The sequence below is a fragment of the Nocardia fusca NBRC 14340 genome (assembly GCF_001618425.1).
Taxonomy (GTDB): domain Bacteria; phylum Actinomycetota; class Actinomycetes; order Mycobacteriales; family Mycobacteriaceae; genus Nocardia; species Nocardia fusca.
The window spans coordinates 46,686-62,998 of the sequence record NZ_BDCU01000029.1; the positions used below are offsets into that span (position 1 = coordinate 46,686).

The window sequence follows — 16,313 nt, forward strand, 5'->3', positions numbered from 1 at the left end:
CGTTCCTCAGGCTGCGCGGCCGGCGTCACCTCGGTACTCGCCGGTGCGGAGCCGGGGCCGGAAACGGGCGCCGACCGGCGCAGGTTTCCTGCCGGCCCGGCCGGGCAACCGGGGGCCATGACTACCGAGAACCGCACACCGGAGGATCCGTCGGCCGCCGGACGCGCGCCGCGGCAACCGCACACCCACGTCACGCCCGACGACCTGCGCCGATTACTCGCCACGGAGGATGCGCAGGCCACGCTGGCGCTGGCCGGCGGCGCGGTCCGGGTCGAGATCGATCCCGACGTCGCTGCCCAGGGGCTTCCCGTCATCACCCGGGCCGCACTCGTCGACCGCATCGGCGCGGACCCCGACGACAACGCGCTGACCGTGCAGGCCGCCGAACTCGAGACCGAGATCCGGCTGCTCGGCGCCTGAACACCGCCGCACGGCCCGCCGGCGTGCGCCGACAGGCCGTCTTTTCCGCTGCCGGAGGCGGCTGTGCGCCGCGGCACCCGCCACTACTTCCCGAGACGCTCGGTGGTGCGCCGGAACGCCCAGAGCACGACCAGCGCGGCCAGCACCGTGAGCGGCGTTCCCATCGCGATCTTGGCGACGGCCAGCCAGGTCGTCGAGTCGGCGAGGTACAGCCATTCCTTGACGACGAACCGAGTGCCGAACACGGCCGCGGCGGCCAGGGTCGCGATATCGTGCGCACGCAGCACGGCCCGATCCGCACGCCACGCGTGCCGGCCGCCGTGCAGCAGGTTCCAGATCACGCCGGTCAGCGGCCGCCGGGCCAGCACCGACCCGAAGGTGACGACGAAGCCCGCCAGCGCCACCCAGATGCCGAGGACGAAGAAATCCTTCGCCGACCCGGTCCACGCGACGATCCCCACGGCGACCGCCAGTCCCAGCATCCCCCCGGCCGCCGACGAGAACCGCTCACCGCGCAACAGCCGGAACACGGTGAGCGCCGAGCCGACCGCGAGGGAGACCCCGATCGTCGCCGCCAGCGGTAGCACCGCGTTGGCCGCCACGAACACCACGACCGGAACGGTCGAGTACACGAACCCCGTCGGCCCGCCCATCTGGTCGAGCAGTGTGGGCCGCGGCGCGACGGCATCGGTCTCGGCGGCCGGGCCGCCGGTCGGCGGAGCTGCCGGCAGCGCAGGGGCGCCACTCGTCCGGTCGCAATGCTGTTCCGTCATGGTCGTTCCGTCCTCCCGTAAGGGTTTTCGCGCTCGGACCAAGGAAAAACCATGCCGCAACGGCACACTCAACCCCTGCGCCGGAATCTCCACCGGGTGCGGCTCCGCGGCACGCACGGATCACGCGATATCCGGTCACCCCCGGCTCGCGGGCCCGAGGCGGGCTCCACTTCCGGATCCGGGCATCATTGTTCGCGCAGCCGCGTCGGCGGGGGTTTTCTCCCGCGTTCGGTACGGCATTCTCCACACGAAAACTCCTCGACGATCCGGATTGAACCCGTGGATGCGGGGTAAGCGCTGCTTGTCCACCCGAACAACCGACATCGGAGGTAGATATCGTGGCCGAGAATCGAACTGGCCCCCGGGAAGGACTGGAAGGCGCCGTCGAGGGCGTCAAGGGCAAGGCCAAGGAGGTCGCGGGCACCGTGACCGGGCACAACGACCTGCGGGACGAAGGCATCGCCCAGCAGGACAAGGCCGAATCGCAACGCGAGGTCGCGCAGAAGGAAGCGGAGGCCGAGAAGGCCCGCTCCGAGGCCGACCTGGAGGAGACGCGCCAGCGTTCGCATCAGGGCCGGTAACGACCCGCACACGGCACCGACACCCGCTCCCCATCTGCACGCGGGATGCGGGCGGGGAGACCGGCCGACGGCGGCTGCCCAGGTGACATATCGGGCGGCCGCCGTCGTCGTCCGGAGCGGTGAAACCGCTCGCCGCCGCATACGGCCGCAGGATCGGTGTTCCGGCTCCGGGGCTCCGCGGTTCGGTGGTCGCGTTCGACTAGTCTGGCCCCGTGCGCACGCCAGAGCAGGACAGCACGCAGGTCGAAGTCGTCCGGGTCTTCACCGACACCGCGGGCCGGTGGGGCAACCCCCTCGGTATCGCCCGGGCCGGCGATGTGAAAGGTGCCGACCACCAGGCACTGGCCGCCCGGCTGGGTTACAGCGAGACGGTCGTGGTCGAGGCGCCGGTCGGCGAGATCGCTCGGTTGCGCATCTACACCCCGGTCGTCGAACTCCCCTTCGCCGGACACCCCACGGTCGGGACGGCCTGGTGGCTGGCCGACCAGGGCACACCGGTCGAAACGCTCGAAGTGCCCGCAGGCCCGGTGGCCGTCACCTCGGATGCCGGTTTCACCTGGGCACGGGCCCGGCCGGAATGGGCGCCCGAATTCAGCTTTCACGAATTCGACGACACCGAATTCCTCGGCACCGTGACGCCCGGCGATTTCGACAGCGGCCATCACTACGTCTGGGCCTGGACCGACCGGGCCCGCGGCGCGGTGCGTTCTCGCATGTTCGCACCGGCCATGGGCATTCCCGAGGATGAGGCCACAGGCGCCGCCGCCATCGCACTCACCGCCCGGCTGGGTCGCGGCCTGACCATCACCCAGGGGCAGGGTTCAGAACTGTTCACCAGGCACGACCCGGACGGCTGGATTCATCTGGGTGGCCGTGTGGTCTCCGATCACCCGGTCGTGCTCTAGCCGCTGTCTTGCCCGGGCGGATGCGGCGCGGAAGTGTCCGGGTGCTACACCGGACCCATGCGGTTGCTCATCATGTCCGATACGCATGTACCGAAACGGGCCCGGGACCTGCCCGCGGTTCTCTGGGACGAGGTGGATGCCGCCGATATCGTCGTGCACGCGGGTGACTGGGTCGAACTCGCGCTACTGGACCGGCTGGAAACACGCAGCAGACGACTCATCGGCGTGTACGGCAACAACGATGGCCCGGAGCTGCGCGCCCGGCTGCCCGAGATCGCCCGGGCGGAACTCGCCGGTCTCCGGCTGGCCGTGGTGCACGAGACCGGGCCCGCGAAGGGCCGGGAACGCCGCTGTGCGGCGGCCTTCCCGGAAACCGATGTGCTGGTCTTCGGCCACAGCCACATTCCCTGGGACAGCGTCACCGATACCGGTCTGCGACTGCTCAACCCCGGTTCGCCGACCGATCGCCGCCAGCAGCCCGAACACACCTATCTGACCGCACGGATCCGGGCCGGGGAATTGCGCGAGGTGACGCTGCACGCCGTGCCGCACCGCTGAACCCCGGCCGGCACCCGCGGACACCAGGACACGTGGTGGTCACCGAACGCGGGCCGGTGCCGGCCCTACCGGGGACGCCGGTGATCCGGCCAGGCGAGCGCGGAGGAAGTCGGTGATCTGCCGTCGCGCGGCCGCGGCCTGTGGCGCCACACCCGGCAGTGTCACGAACGCGTGCGGTGCCCCGGGATGCTCGGCGACCTCGGCGGGTGTCCCGGACTCGCGCAGCCGCTGCGCGTACCGGCGTCCGTGGTCGGCCAGCGCGTCCAGGGTGGGTACGATCACGAGCGCCGGGGCCAGACCGCCGAGGCCGCCGGCGTGTATCGGCGATACCGCAGCGGGGTCGGTTCCGGACGGCACGGCCAGCTCCCGGACGACGCGGAGTTTCGCTTCACTCGGTCCTGGACCGTCGGCGTACCGGGATATCGAGGGATAGTCGAGCATTGTCTCGGTCAGGTCGCAGACGGGATTGGTCAATACCTGCGCACGCAGGGGCAGGCCCCGGGATCCGGCCCGGTTCGCGGCCAGCGCGGCGATCAGCGCGCCGCAGCTCTCACCGGCGACAGCGACCCGCGCGGGGTCGATACCCCACCGGTCCGCGTGCTCGATGACGTGGCACAGTACGTCCCAGCCGTCGTCCACCGCGGCGAGCATCGGAGATTTCCAGGCGAGCAGCCGATGCTCGACCGATACGACGACCGCGGGCAGCCGGACGGCGAGATGACTGTTCATCCAGTCGCACTGCGCGGCGGTGCCCACGAAACCACCACCGTGCACCTGCAGTACGAGCGGCAGCGCCGATTCAGCGGGTCCGGCCGGCGACGGCCGGTAGACCCGGACCGGGACCACGCGATCGGCCACGGTCACCTTCTCCCAGCCGATCACGGCACCACGATCCGGACGTCCGGTGATCAGCCGCGACAGACGCGAGGACGCCAAGCGGTTCGCCCGGTCCCGGTAGGAGGCCAGCTCCGTCGCCGTCATGGCCGGCCAGTCCGGCTCCTTCTGCAGCGCGTGCAGCAGCCGGACACCGCGTGGCAGCCGGTCGATACCGGTCGTGTCCTTCATTCCGTTCCTCCTCGACAGCACCACCCGCGCCGGCGCCACAATCGAGTGCCGGCCGGGCGTGTTCGGATCTCGCTGTCAGCATCGCCGGTGCACCGGAAAGTGTCTTGAAGAAATGTTCCCGCGTCGTCGGCCGAGGACGAGAACCTCTGGCGGACAACTCGTCCCGAACTTTTCAGTGCCTGGATACGTACGCCGGAGCCGCCCATGCCACGGGGTCGACCGTGAGCCAGGGCGCCGACGCGAGAGCCGTGGGTGTCAGCCCGGTGAAGGCGGCGGCCTCCCGGTACAGGTGGGATTGGTCGGCATACCCGCCGTCCGCGGATACCAGCGCGGCGCTGTGTCCCCGGGAGAGGCGATGTGCCGCCCGGTCGAAACGGACCAGCTGTGCGGCCCTTTTCGGAGTCGTCCCGAGCTGGGACCGGAACCGCGACCACAACCGCTTACGACTCCACCCCACCTCGGCCGCCAACCGCTCGACCCGTATCCGCCCGCCGCCGGCCACGATTCGCCGCCAGGCGTGCACGATTTCCGGGTCGACCGCTCGCCCCGCCTCCTGCCGGCTACCGAGCGCAGTCTCCATGAGCGCGAATCTCTCGTCCCAGGAGCGGGCGGCGCGCAGTTGCTCTCGAATCCGCTCCACATCACGGCCCCAGAACTCCTCGAGGGTGATCACGCGCGCGTCCGCTCCCGGCACGGCTCCCAGGACCGCGCAGCCGGCGACCGGCGACAACCGCACCTGGAGAAGATCGACCTCACGCCCGCCGCCGCGAACACCGACGGGGCCGAGCCCGAGCACCCAGCTGCCATCGACCCGCGCACCGCGGGCCTCGTCGACGAAGACGACATCACCGAAGTCGAGGAAAACGGTCGCCGCCGGATAGGGAACGACCGGCAGATCCACCGAATTCGTAGCGCGGCCGCGGAAACCCGCCATCGCGACCCCCGCGACCCGCAGCGGCCTGGACGGCACCGCGATATCCATGGCCTCCCCGGCGAAGCGAACCGACTCTACGGGCATACCTCATGGTACGGCCGGCTGCCGGGCACGCCCGCTACCCGAGTGGCCGGAACCCACCGGCACCGCAGCGCTGGAACGAAATTCGGCTGCCCGCGCGCGGGACGCCCCGACGACAGCACTCGACCGCTATCAGGCGGTCCGACGAACTCGCTGCGCGACGATGGTTGCACGCGGATCCCGAGCGAACTGCGCGGCGGGTCGGCGGACAACCGTTGCCCGGGTACGACGCCCGCTCAGGTCAGCACGGCGTCGGCGGTGATGGGAAGGCTGCGTACGCGCACCCCCGTCGCGTGATGGATCGCATTGGCCACCGCGGCGGCGGCCCCGACGATACCGATCTCCCCCGCGCCCCGGGCGCCCATGGGGTTGGCGTGCTCGTCCACCTCGTCCAGCCAGATCGCGTCGATATCCTGGACATCCGCGTGGGCGCTGATGTGGTAGGACGCGAAATCCTGGGTGACGATATGGCCGAAGCGGTGGTCGCGCACGCTCTCCTCGTGCAGCGCGCCGGAAATACCCATCGTCATACCGCCGATCAGCTGCGAACGCAGGGTTCGCGGATTGACGGCCCGGCCGACCGAGAACACCCCCAGCATCCGCGGGATCCGGATCTCGCCGGTGAACCGATGTACCCGTGCCTCGACGAATTGCGCGCCGAAGGAGTGCAGGGCGAATTTCTCCGCCTCGGAATTCTCCGGCGCCTGCGTGGTGGTGTGGACCCCGGCGGCCGGGTCCCGGCCGTGGTCGTGCCGGAACTCCCGGGCGGCGGCGACTATCGCCGAACCCCAGGAGGAGAGCCCGGTGGAGCCGCCCGCCACACTGGCCTCCGGCAGGTCGGTATCGCCGATCCGCAGGCGCACCCGCCCGACATCGATACCGAGCGCGTCGGCCGCGATCTGGGTCAACGCCGTCCAGGTGCCGGTACCGATATCGGCCGCGCCGACATCGACGGTGTAGCGGCCGTCGGCGCCGAATTCGATCCGCGCGCTGTTGCCCGGCATCGCGCCCGCCGGATAGGTCGCGGCCGCGACACCGGTACCGATCAGCCAGTCACCGTCGCGGCGGGCGCCCGGAGCCGGATCGCGCCCGGCCCAGCCGAAACGGTCGGCACCGGTGCGCAGGCACTCGGTGAGACGCCGGCCGGACCACGGTTTCCCGCTCTCGGGGTCGGCGGCGGGTTCGTTCCGGATCCGCAGCTCGATCGGATCGATCCCGCACGCGATGGCGAGTTCGTCCATCGCGGATTCCGCGGCGTACATACCGGGGCATTCACCGGGCGCGCGCATCCAGAACGGTACCGGCACATCCAGCGCCGCCAGCCGATGCGAGGTCCGGCGGTTGGGGACGGCGTACATCATCCGGGAGGCGACCGCCGTCTGCTCGGCGAATTCCTTGACCCGCGCGGTCGTCTCGACCACCTCATGGGCGAGTGCGGTCAGTGTGCCGTCCGGATCCGCGCCCAGTTCGATCCGCTGGACGGTCGGGGTCCGGTAGCCGACGAGGGAGAACATCTGCTGCCGGGTGAGCGCGAGTTTCACCGGCCGGCCGGGTATGCGCCGGGCCGCCAGCAACGCGAGCACATTGTGGGCATGCGGTGCGCCCTTCGATCCGAACCCACCGCCGACATGGGGTGAAATGATCCGGAGCTGCCCGGGATCGAGTCCGAACAGCGGCGCCAGTGCCTTGCGCACGGCGTGGACACCCTGGGTCGAATCGTAGAGCGTCACCCGCGCCCGGCCTCCGGACTCGTCCCACACCGCGATACAGGCGTGCGGTTCCATCGGATTGTTGTGTTCGGTGGGCGTGCGGTAGGTCCGTTCGATGCGAACCGCCGCGCCGGCGAGCGCCCCGTCGACGTCCCCCTCCTCGGTGTCGGTCGGAAAGGATGGGTTGACCTGCTCGGGCGCGTACAGGCCGGGATCGTCGGGGCGCAGCTCGGTGTGGTGGGGCTCGGTACGGTAGTCGACCGATACGAGACCCACGGCCTCCCGGGCGGTTTCGGCGCTCTCGGCGACCACCGCGCCGATCGGCTGACCGCGAAAGTGCACCCGGTCGTCCTGCAGGATGGTCAGCTCGCCGTCGGAGGTGTCCGCGAGTTCGGGGGCGTCGAACACGGTCAGCACCGCGATCACACCGGGTAGCCGCGCGGCGCGGCCGGTATCCATGGCACGGATCGTCCCGCGCGCGACGGTGGCCTGAACCGGATGCAGGTACAGCGGGTCGTCCACGGCATGCTCGAAAGCGTACGGGGCCGTTCCGGTGACTTTCGCGTACCCGTCCAGCCGGGTGAGCGGCTCGCCCATCGACGCAGCCGGAATCGACGTCATCGCTGTGCCTTTCCGGTGAGGTCTCGCAGGGTCGAGACGAGTGCGCGGCGGGCCAGTTCGACCTTGAACTCGTTGCCCTCCACCGGACGGGCCTCGGCGAGTTCGGCCCGGGCCGCCCGCTCGAAGGTCTCGGTGCCGGCCGGGGCGCCGGTCAATTCGGCTTCGGCCCGGCGGGCGCGCCAGGGACGATGCGCGACACCGCCGAGCGCCAGCCGCGCCGAACGGACAGTGGCGCCATCGGATTCGAAGGCCAGTTCGGCGGCCACGGAAACGAGCGCGAAGGCGTAGGAGGCGCGATCGCGCACCTTGCGATAATCGGCGAACACCGGGCGGGGCGGCGGGGGCAGTTCTATCCCGGTGATGAGCTGGCCGTGGCGCAGCACGGTATCGCGCTCGGGACTGTCGCCGGGCAGGCGATAGAAGTCGGTGACCGCGATACGCTGCACACCCTCGACGTCCTCGACCACCACCCGGGCGTCCAGCGCCGCCAGGGCCACCGCCATATCCGAGGGATGGACCGCCACGCACTGATCGGACGCACCCAGTATGGCGTGATAGCGGACGTAGCCACCCAGCGCCGAGCAGCCGCTGCCGGGCTCCCGCTTGTTGCAGGGCGTCGTCACATCCTGGAAGTACACGCACCGGGTGCGTTGCAGCAGGTTCCCGCCGGTGGTGGCCAGGTTGCGCAATTGTCCGGAGGCGCCGGACAGCAGCGCCCGCGACAGTGCCGGATAGCGCAGCCGGACCAGTGGATGCGCCGCCAGATCGCTGTTGCGCACGGTGGCGCCCACCCGGAGCCCGCCGTCCGCGGTCTCCTCGATCTCGCCCAGCGGCAGTCTGCTGACATCGACGAGCAGGTCGGGAGCGGCGATGCCCAGTTTCATATGGTCGACGAGGTTGGTTCCGCCGGCGAGGAAAGCCGCGCCGGGGCGCTCGGCCACCGCGGTCACCGCGTCCCGGGTGCTGTCCGCACGCCGGTACTCGAACGGGATCATCGCGCCGCCTGCCGGATCGCCGCGACGATATTCGGATACGCCGCGCATCGGCACAGGTTGCCGCTCATCCGCTCCCGTATCTCGGCGTCGGACAGCTCGATTTCCCCACCCGGATCCTCGGTGACGAAGCTCGGGTTACCGGCCTTCACCTCCTCGAGCATCCCTACCGCGGAACAGATCTGACCCGGCGTGCAATATCCGCACTGAAACCCGTCCTGATCGAGAAATGCCTGCTGGACGGTGTGCAGATGGTCGCCGTCGGCCAGCCCGGTGGCGGTGACGATCCGCGCGCCGTCGTGGGCGGCGGCGAAGGTGAGACAGGTGGTGGCGCGGCGGCCGTCGAGCAGCACCGTGCAGGATCCGCACTGGCCGTGGTCGCACCCTTTCTTCGGTGCGGTGACGCCGAGCCGCTCGCGTAGCGCGTCGAGCAGCGTCATGCGGTTGTCCACGCGCAGCGTCCGCTGCTGTCCGTCCACCTCGAGGTCTATTTCGCTGTGCTTGCCGGCAGCGTCCATGCGCGGCGGTTGCCCACCGTCCCGCGGCTCAAACCCCGACCCGCGGGACCGGCTTGCCGACGCCGCCACGGTGGATGGGCGAATCGACATCGCGCAGCCGCGCACCGGTGCCGCCACGGCACCGGGCGACCATCTCGGCGGCAATGGACACCGCCGTCTCCTCCGGAGTTTCCGCCCCGAGATCCAAGCCGATCGGTGCGGCCAGCCGGGCCAGTTCGGCCTCGGTGACTCCGGCGGCGCGTAACCGGCGTACCCGGTCGGCGTGGGTGCGCCGGCTGCCGAGCGCGCCGATGTACCCGGCTTCGGTGCGCAACGCGGCGGCGAGCAGCGGCACCTCGAATTTCGCGTCGTGGGTGAGTACACAGATGACGGTCGAGGGCGTCACCGAGACGGCGTTCAGGTATTCGTGCGGCCAGCTCACCACGACCTCGTCGGCGGCCGGGAAACGCGCGGCGGTCGCGAAGGCCGGACGGGCGTCGCAGAGGGTGACGTGGTAGCCGAGGAAATGTCCCATCCGGGTGAGCGCGGCAGCGAAGTCGTCCGCGCCGAAGACCAGCATCCTGGGCGGAGCGGGGAACGACTGCAGGAAGACCCGCAGCTCCCGGCCGCACCGGTCGACGAGGTCGAGAGGCGCGGTGGTGCCGGCCGCCGACAGGTCCCGCACCTGTGTGAGTGCGTCATCGTCCACCGGCAGATCGACGCGGCCGCCCGGACCCGGCACCAGCGTATGCCGTCCCGGCCCGGCCGCGGAGACGGTGAGCACGGTGGCCAGCGCGACCGGCACGCCACGCCGGAGCGACGCCACCAGGGGCGGGAGCACTCCGCGGAGGGACCGGTCGACCGGCTCGACGAGCACGTCGAGCGTCCCACCGCAGGGCAGAGACGGCGCGAGTGCGTCGGCACCGGTGGCGTACCGGATTCTCTCCGGCACGCCGCTGTCCAGTACCCCGGGTACCCGGGCGCAGAGCTCACCGTCGATACAGCCGCCCGAGATACTGCCCACCACCCGGCCCGCCGCGGAGACCGCCATCGCCGTTCCCGGCGCCCGGGGTCCCGCGGCGGAACTGTCCACCACGCGGGCCAGGGCGGCGCGGGTGCCGTCGGCCGACCACCGATGCACCGCCTCCCATACCGCGGTCATCGGGCGGGCCGCCGGGGTGCGGAAGCAGATCGCACTGGCTCGACTCCGATGGCCGATGCGGCGGGTTTCGCCTCGTCTGTCATGCGCTGCGCGTACCCGGCGGGGCCGCCGGTATGCGTCGCCCCGGCGGCGGGCCTTCTGGCGGTCACCACAGCTCGGGCCGCGCCCGCGAAGCCCACGAGCAGCCCGGCCGCGAATCGCGCGTCGCGAGCCCGGTCCTCTGCCAGGCACCGACCGGCCGGCAACCCGGCGGCCTCCCGGCCGATGCCTGTGGTGTTCGCTCGTTACCGGTTGCCCGTTCGGGAACCGCCGGGGTGAGTCCGGCCCGATTCCCGCACAGCCCGTTCGGCTTTCACGGCGAGTGGCGACCGTCACTGAGATCCGGCGTCCCGCGGACGTTTCGCCGCCCGGGCGTGGGTATGTCCCGGCAGGGCGGTGACGCAGTGCGGCGTACCGGCCCAGCAGTTCCCGTCGCGTGCTCCAGGAGGGCCTGTGTCTTCGTTCCTTTCGTTCCTTTCGCTGATGCTCGTCCTGCCGGGACTGGCGGCCGCCGCCGCGTACGGGGCCGTGGCGGTGAGTATGTGGCTCGAAAAGCGTCACGGCGCCGGTGATCCCGGCCCCGCCCCACACCGTGCCACCGGCCGGGCCTGACCGGACGCCGCCCGGCAGGGCGCGAGACCCACGGTCGCGACCGCCGCACGGCCCGGGGTGTGTCGCGCGCTGGATATTCGGTGGCATGCTCCGGCCTCGCTCGGTTACGGTTCTCCCCGGTCGCGACGAGGTGACCGGAGGAGGGAAAGCATTGTCCACCAAGCTGAATCAGCTCATCGCCATCGAGAAGGGCGCGAAGTCGCAGGCGAACGCGGATGTGACCGCCGCCTATCAGCGCGTGGGCAAGGCCGACCTGCTGGCCGGTATCTCGCGCACCTACCGTCCGCTCGACGATATGGGTGAAGAGCTGCCGTCGGAGTCCAAGCGGGTGCAGGTGCGAACGCGCGAGGTGATCGCGGATGTGAAGAGCACCCTGACACGGTTGTTCGACGTGACCGCGACGAAGGATACGGCCAACTGCTCGGCGAAGGCCGACGTGACCGTCGACGGCGTCACCGTCGCCCGGGACCTGCCGGTCACCTACCTGCTGTTCCTGGAGAAGCAGCTCAGCGAACTGAAGAAGTTCGTCGCCAAGCTGCCCACCCTGGATCCGGCGGAGTCGTGGTCGTTCGACGAGGTCAGCGATTGCTACGCCACCCAGCCGTCGCAGACGGTGCGGACCAAGAAGGTGCCGCGCAACCACGTGTTGGCCCCGGCCACCGATAAGCACCCGGCGCAGGTGGAGGTGTATCACGAGGACGTCGTGGTCGGCCGCTGGACCACCACGAAGTTCTCCGGCGCGCTGCCGGCGAAGGAAGTCGGTGATATCGACGACCGGCTCGGCAAGCTGCTCGACGCGGTGCGCGTCGCCCGGGAGACGGCGAACGCGACACCCGTGACCGATGTCGAGCCCGGCCGGGCCATTCTCGACTACCTGTTCGGATAGTCGGGACCACAGACTCCCCCTGCGGGGGGATGGAGCACAATCTGAGACTTAAATTCATACTCACACAGCGCAGGCGCTGCCAGGGCCTGCCGAGAAACTCAGCTTCTTGCTCCAAGCTCAACAATTTCATCGATCGCTCGACGGGCGGATGTGCGCGATGCACCCCCGAGATCCGGGTTCGATTCCCGGTGGCGGCTCTCCCTGCCGCTGTGGCGTAAAGGAAACGCGCGGGGTTACTCACCATGACCCACACCCGCGTATTCGGCGATCACAGGTGGAACGAACGATAGCTCATCCGGTAGAGCATCGGACTCTCATTCCGACGGTAGTGGGTTCGAATCCCACTCGTTTATCAGGAGGGGCCGGGAAGGGTATTCCCGGCCCCTCCGCCTGTCTCGACCACCCCGAGCCGGGCGCGCAGCTCGGCGGCGCCGCCGAGCGACCGGGCGATCTCGGTGGCACACTCCTCCCGGAGCCCGCCCGCCGTACGGGCGGAACCGTCGCGGATCCCCTCGCTGGTACCGATGCGCGACTCCCACCTATGCGCCGAGGATCGTCTGGTCGGAACCGGCCGAATCGGTCAGAGGAAAGGGCGCGCGATGGGACATATCCGGATTCTGGGGGCGGGCGAATGCGGGCTTCCGCTGGCGCATCGGCTGTTACGCGCGGGTCGCCCGGTCACGCTGGTGGCGGCCCGCGAGGCCGCCGACGTACTGAACGGCACAGTGACCAGCACCCAGGTCAAGTTCCCGGCGACACTGGACCTGGAAAGCGCGGCCGGACTGGGGCACTGGCGGTCGGTGGCGCCCGAGATACGCGGTATCCGGCTGGCCGCGGTGATGGACGGCCAGCGGATACTGGGCTGGACCGGCCGGTTCACCCGGCCGGCGCAGAGCGTCGATCAGCGCACCGTGTTCGCGCGCTGGCTCACCGAATACATCGACGCCGGTGGGGATCTGGAGATCGGCGATCCGCCGGTGGCCGAAGTCGACCGGCGGGCCGGCGAGTACGACCTGACCGTGGTCACCCGCGCCTCCGGTGAGCTGGCCGCCTGCTTCCCCGCCGATCCCGGCTGGCCGACGCCCGGCCGCCCCGCCCGGCAGCTGGCTGTGCTCTACCTCGAGGGTGCGACGCCGGACCCGGACGACCTCGGAATCTACGTATCGCTTCCCGGCCTGGGGGAAGTGATCTCCTACCCCGGGCTCACCGGTGCGCCGGGCGAGGAGCGGCGATGCGAGATGCTGCTGATCGAGGCGATCCCCGGCGGCCCCCTCGATGTCTTCGATCCGCACGACCCACCGTCCGAGCAGTTGCGCCGGGCCCGGCGTCTGCTGGAAACCCATCTGCCCGCCGATCTGGCGGACCGCTATCGCGCGGCCGAATTGACCGATGCCCGTGCCACGCTGACAGGCGCGGTGAAGCCGGCGGTACGCCGGCCGGTGGGGACACTTCCCTCCGGCCGGCCGGTGCTCGGGGGCGGTGATGTGGTGTGCCGGATGGACCCCGGTGGCGCCCAGGGCGCGAACAACGCCGCCCACTGCGCCCGGTCCTACGCTGCCGCGATCCTGGCCCGCCCGGACGGGCCGTTCGACCGGTCCTGGATGGAGTCCGCCGCCACGCCTTGGCTTACCGGCACCGCGCACCATGCCGCGCGGTGGACGGCGGCGGTACTCGACCCGCCGGCCGAGATGCAGCAGTTCATGCTGGCCGCACAGCACGACCCTGCGCTGGCGAACGCCTTCGCCGACACCTTCGCCCGGCCGGCCGATATGGTGCGCTTCACCGCCGCCCGCAACGCGGACACCGCACCGCTCGGGTGAGCGGGCCGGCGCCGGTGTCCCCGGCCGGGCCTGCTGGGGCCGGCGCGGGTCTCAGAGAATGCTCTGCTGTGGGCACGGCGGGAATTCCACCGGCAGATCGGCCAGGGCCCGGTGGAACGGCCCGGGCCGCCGCGTCAGCGCGTCCGCGGGTACGGCCAGTCGCAGATCGGGTAGGGCGTCCAGCAATTGATCGATGGCGCCCTGGGCGATCAGGTACGCCGCGGATCTGGCCGGACAGCCATGCGGGCCCGCGCCCCAGGCGAGATGGGACCGGTTGCCGGTATGGTCGCCGGTGCTGATCGCGGGGTCGTTGTTGCACCCGGCCAGGCTGATCACCACGGGTTGGTTCGCGGGCAGCCAGACGTCGTCGATCAGGATCGGCTGCCGCGGGTAGGTGACACTGAAATTCGCCATCGGCGGGTCCTCGAACAAGACCTCGTCCAGCGCGTCCCGGGTGGACAGCGCGCCGCCGAGGAGACTGCCCGCGAACCGGTCGTCGGTGAGTATCAGCAGCAGGGTGTTGATGATGAGGTTCTGCAGCGGCTCGATCCCGGCACCGTAGAGGACGACGATCTGATGGATGAGTTCGGCTTCGTCGAGATTCGCGGGATGCGCGAGCACCCGCGAGGTGATGTCGTCACCGGGTTCGGCCCGCTTCAACTCCACCAGTTCGAGCACCGCGGCGCTGAGCATCTGGTTGCCGCGTTCGGCGTCCACACCGTCGAAGACCGTGTGCGTGGCTTCCGCGACCTTCCGGCCGATCTCGGGTGGGCAGCCCAGCATCGCGTTGATCGCCTCGAACGCCAGCGGGAACGCGTACTGGGTGACGAGATCGGCGGCCCCCGTCTCACAGAAGGCATTGATCAACGGGACGGCGATCCGCCCGACGACACCGTGCAGGGCGTGCAGATCGACGCCGTCGATACCGGCGGTATTGACCCCGCGGTAGCGGGCGTGCTCGGCGCCCGCGCTGCGGATCGCGCTCGGCCGCCACTCCAGGACCGGCAGCACCGGGCAATCGGCGGGGATACTGCGCTGCCAGGCGCGCGGATCGGCGGGAAAGCGCTCGGGGTCGTTGAGAATACGCAGGGCGGCGCGATATCCGACCACCAGTGTGGCGGGCACCCCGGGCGCTAGTTCCACGGGAACCAGCGAGCCGTATCGGTCGCGCATCCGGCGGTAGGCGGCGTGCGGATCGGCCGCGAACTCGGCGGCGTACAGCGGGACGCGGGACTCGTCGCGACCGGCGGGCGAAGCGTGTTGGCCGGTGAGGGCCGAGGGTATGGGCAAGTGGATGACTCCAGCGACAGGACGGTGCTCATCGGTGCATGGCTGCGCCCGCGGCCGCCGGGCTGTCGCACGGTCGCGGGCGGACCAAGAATCGCCCAGTAGGTAGATCGACGACATCGGTAGGTCCGCCGGAGATTCGGCCTCGCGACAGCCGCAACGGCCGCCACCGCGCGCCGAGGTACCGGTCGCCGCTGTACCCACGGAATGGGAGCGGCCGACCGCCGCGCGCGAGCCGGTAGGTACCGCACGGCCGGCGAGCCCGGCCGACCGCGGACCGGATACGCCGTCCGCACAATCGGGCGGCACCCTGCATCGGCCGAGCGCGTTCCCCGGCACGCGCACCCCCCCGGGCATGATCTCACCCGGCGCCGAGAAGCGTGTCGCGCTGCTCGTCGAGCACGGACCGCATCGCGGCGACCACCGCGGCGACTTCCGGACGACGCAGGGTCTCGGTGCGGGCCACCAGCCAGTAACCGAGGGTCACCGCCACCGAATCGGCCAGGACCCGCACCAGGTCCGGGTGGCGATCGGCCATGAAACAGGGCAGCAGGCCCAGCCCGGCGGACGCGCGGGTGGCCTCCACGTGCACGAAGACGTTCGTGGAGGTCACCGATTCCCGCATGGTGGGGACATGACCGGAGGCCAGGTCGAGATCGTCGACCTGGAGCATGGAATCGATGAAGTACACCAGCGGATACCGGGCGAGATCATCGATTGTCGCCGGGGCGCCGTGTTCCCGCAGGTACGCGCGCGAACCGTAGAGGCCCAGGCGGTAGTCGGCCAGATGCGTCGCCGTGGCGCGGCGTACCCGCGGTTCGCCGACGACGACCTCCAGGTCGAGCCCGGAGCGCTGTTGCGACGCCCGCCTGGTGGTCGCCACGAGCTCGACCGCGATATCCGGATGCCGCCGGCGCACCGCCGCTGCGGCGGGGGCAGCGATATAGGCGCTGAAGCCGTCGGTCGCCGACAGCCGGACCACGCCTGCCAGCACCCGGTTTCCGCCCGCGTCCGCCGCGAGTGATTTCACCGCCGACTCCACCGCCTCGGCCGCGGCCAGGGCTTCTCTGCCGAGGTCGGTCAGTTCCCAGCCGCCGGTCACCCGCGTGAGCACTCGCCCGCCGAGAGTCTGCTCCAGTGCGGCGATCCGGCGGGAGATGGTGGTGTGGTTGAGGCCGAGTTGCTCGGCCGCGGTGACGAATCGTCCCGAACGACCGACGGCCAGTAGGACGAGAAGGTCGTCCGCGCTGGGACGACCTGGAAAGGCCGCACTCATATCTGCATTTTCGCACATCTGTACTGCAGTAATGGTCATTGCGGGGCGCTCGGTCTGCACCAATACTCGATGCAGCCGAGCAATGTGGGGCCCGT

General features: G+C 70.6%; 16 protein-coding genes and 1 tRNA gene. 8 read left to right on the forward strand and 9 right to left on the reverse strand.

Features of this window, described 5'->3' with window-relative positions; genetic code table 11:
- Positions 1–117 precede the first annotated feature (117 nt).
- A complete protein-coding gene (locus NF4_RS17545; RefSeq protein ID WP_063128412.1) occupies positions 118–420 on the forward strand; it encodes a hypothetical protein in 303 nt (100 codons plus the stop codon).
- Positions 421–503: 83 nt separating this feature from the next.
- On the opposite strand, the gene NF4_RS17550 is transcribed toward NF4_RS17545, so the two are convergent.
- The gene (locus tag NF4_RS17550) at positions 504–1,193 is read right to left on the reverse strand and encodes a DUF3159 domain-containing protein (RefSeq protein ID WP_084533198.1); all 690 of its coding nucleotides are present in this window, start codon (positions 1,191–1,193) and stop codon (positions 504–506) included.
- A 338-nt stretch (positions 1,194–1,531) separates the two neighbouring features.
- Between NF4_RS17550 and mbp1 the strand changes: the two genes are divergently transcribed.
- The 3 genes from mbp1 to NF4_RS17565 all read left to right on the forward strand — a co-directional run bounded on the left by mbp1 (position 1,532) and on the right by NF4_RS17565 (position 3,237).
- Entirely contained in the window at positions 1,532–1,774 is a 243-nt protein-coding gene (gene mbp1 / locus NF4_RS17555) for a microaggregate-binding protein 1 (RefSeq protein ID WP_063128413.1), read from the forward strand.
- Positions 1,775–1,986: 212 nt separating this feature from the next.
- The gene (locus NF4_RS17560) at positions 1,987–2,679 is read left to right on the forward strand and encodes a PhzF family phenazine biosynthesis protein (protein ID WP_063128414.1); all 693 of its coding nucleotides are present in this window, start codon (positions 1,987–1,989) and stop codon (positions 2,677–2,679) included.
- A gap of 57 nt (positions 2,680–2,736) precedes the next feature.
- Positions 2,737–3,237 carry a metallophosphoesterase family protein gene (locus NF4_RS17565; protein WP_063128415.1) on the forward strand — a complete coding sequence of 167 codons (501 nt, stop codon included), beginning with the start codon at positions 2,737–2,739 and terminating at the stop codon, positions 3,235–3,237.
- A 39-nt stretch (positions 3,238–3,276) separates the two neighbouring features.
- Here the strand turns inward: NF4_RS17565 and NF4_RS17570 are convergent, their stop codons facing one another.
- The 6 genes from NF4_RS17570 to NF4_RS17595 all read right to left on the reverse strand — a co-directional run bounded on the left by NF4_RS17570 (position 3,277) and on the right by NF4_RS17595 (position 10,298).
- On the reverse strand, positions 3,277–4,302 hold the full coding sequence (locus NF4_RS17570) for an alpha/beta hydrolase (protein WP_063128416.1): 1,026 nt from the start codon (positions 4,300–4,302) through the stop codon (positions 3,277–3,279).
- Positions 4,303–4,474: 172 nt separating this feature from the next.
- Positions 4,475–5,320, reverse strand: coding sequence for an AraC family transcriptional regulator (locus NF4_RS17575; RefSeq protein ID WP_063128417.1), 846 nt, complete (start codon positions 5,318–5,320; stop codon positions 4,475–4,477).
- Positions 5,321–5,553: 233 nt separating this feature from the next.
- On the reverse strand, positions 5,554–7,647 hold the full coding sequence (locus tag NF4_RS17580) for a xanthine dehydrogenase family protein molybdopterin-binding subunit (RefSeq protein WP_063128418.1): 2,094 nt from the start codon (positions 7,645–7,647) through the stop codon (positions 5,554–5,556).
- Positions 7,644–8,642 carry an FAD binding domain-containing protein gene (locus NF4_RS17585; RefSeq protein ID WP_063128419.1) on the reverse strand — a complete coding sequence of 333 codons (999 nt, stop codon included), beginning with the start codon at positions 8,640–8,642 and terminating at the stop codon, positions 7,644–7,646. Before NF4_RS17585 ends, NF4_RS17580 begins: the two co-directional genes overlap by 4 nt.
- The gene (locus NF4_RS17590) at positions 8,639–9,157 is read right to left on the reverse strand and encodes a 2Fe-2S iron-sulfur cluster-binding protein (protein WP_063128420.1); all 519 of its coding nucleotides are present in this window, start codon (positions 9,155–9,157) and stop codon (positions 8,639–8,641) included. The genes NF4_RS17585 and NF4_RS17590 overlap by 4 nt, the downstream gene beginning before the upstream one ends.
- A 28-nt stretch (positions 9,158–9,185) precedes the next feature.
- Complete coding sequence (locus NF4_RS17595) at positions 9,186–10,298, reverse strand: XdhC family protein (protein ID WP_063128421.1); 1,113 nt, start codon at positions 10,296–10,298, stop codon at positions 9,186–9,188.
- Between the two features lie 492 nt (positions 10,299–10,790).
- Here NF4_RS17595 and NF4_RS37810 point away from each other — a divergent pair, with 492 nt between their 5' ends.
- From NF4_RS37810 to NF4_RS17610, 4 genes are all read left to right on the forward strand, one after another.
- Complete coding sequence (locus tag NF4_RS37810) at positions 10,791–10,949, forward strand: hypothetical protein (RefSeq protein WP_157120410.1); 159 nt, start codon at positions 10,791–10,793, stop codon at positions 10,947–10,949.
- A gap of 151 nt (positions 10,950–11,100) precedes the next feature.
- Complete coding sequence (locus NF4_RS17600; protein WP_063128422.1) at positions 11,101–11,835, forward strand: DUF7873 family protein; 735 nt, start codon at positions 11,101–11,103, stop codon at positions 11,833–11,835.
- 280 nt (positions 11,836–12,115) lie between these two features.
- Positions 12,116–12,188: transfer RNA gene (locus tag NF4_RS17605), tRNA-Glu, on the forward strand.
- Between the two features lie 246 nt (positions 12,189–12,434).
- The gene (locus tag NF4_RS17610; protein ID WP_063128423.1) at positions 12,435–13,655 is read left to right on the forward strand and encodes a styrene monooxygenase/indole monooxygenase family protein; all 1,221 of its coding nucleotides are present in this window, start codon (positions 12,435–12,437) and stop codon (positions 13,653–13,655) included.
- A gap of 51 nt (positions 13,656–13,706) precedes the next feature.
- Here the strand turns inward: NF4_RS17610 and NF4_RS17615 are convergent, their stop codons facing one another.
- Both NF4_RS17615 and NF4_RS17620 read right to left on the reverse strand, forming a co-directional pair.
- Positions 13,707–14,951: a cytochrome P450 family protein gene (locus NF4_RS17615; protein ID WP_063128631.1), complete on the reverse strand. Its 1,245-nt coding sequence runs from the start codon at positions 14,949–14,951 to the stop codon at positions 13,707–13,709.
- A 352-nt stretch (positions 14,952–15,303) separates the two neighbouring features.
- Positions 15,304–16,218, reverse strand: coding sequence for a LysR family transcriptional regulator (locus NF4_RS17620; RefSeq protein WP_232330528.1), 915 nt, complete (start codon positions 16,216–16,218; stop codon positions 15,304–15,306).
- Positions 16,219–16,313: the final 95 nt, after the last annotated feature.

Bases quoted from the DNA above. Each gene is read 5' to 3' on its own strand.
- NF4_RS17545 (WP_063128412.1), top strand. From the start codon at position 118: ATGACTACCGAGAACCGCACACCGGAGGATCCGTCGGCCGCCGGACGC.
- NF4_RS17550 (WP_084533198.1), bottom strand. From the start codon at position 1,193: ATGACGGAACAGCATTGCGACCGGACGAGTGGCGCCCCTGCGCTGCCG.
- NF4_RS17565 (WP_063128415.1), top strand. From the start codon at position 2,737: ATGCGGTTGCTCATCATGTCCGATACGCATGTACCGAAACGGGCCCGG.
- NF4_RS17570 (WP_063128416.1), bottom strand. From the start codon at position 4,302: ATGAAGGACACGACCGGTATCGACCGGCTGCCACGCGGTGTCCGGCTG.
- NF4_RS17575 (WP_063128417.1), bottom strand. From the start codon at position 5,320: ATGCCCGTAGAGTCGGTTCGCTTCGCCGGGGAGGCCATGGATATCGCG.
- NF4_RS17580 (WP_063128418.1), bottom strand. From the start codon at position 7,647: ATGACGTCGATTCCGGCTGCGTCGATGGGCGAGCCGCTCACCCGGCTG.
- NF4_RS17585 (WP_063128419.1), bottom strand. From the start codon at position 8,642: ATGATCCCGTTCGAGTACCGGCGTGCGGACAGCACCCGGGACGCGGTG.
- NF4_RS17590 (WP_063128420.1), bottom strand. From the start codon at position 9,157: ATGGACGCTGCCGGCAAGCACAGCGAAATAGACCTCGAGGTGGACGGA.
- NF4_RS17595 (WP_063128421.1), bottom strand. From the start codon at position 10,298: ATGACCGCGGTATGGGAGGCGGTGCATCGGTGGTCGGCCGACGGCACC.
- NF4_RS17610 (WP_063128423.1), top strand. From the start codon at position 12,435: ATGGGACATATCCGGATTCTGGGGGCGGGCGAATGCGGGCTTCCGCTG.
- NF4_RS17620 (WP_232330528.1), bottom strand. From the start codon at position 16,218: ATGAGTGCGGCCTTTCCAGGTCGTCCCAGCGCGGACGACCTTCTCGTC.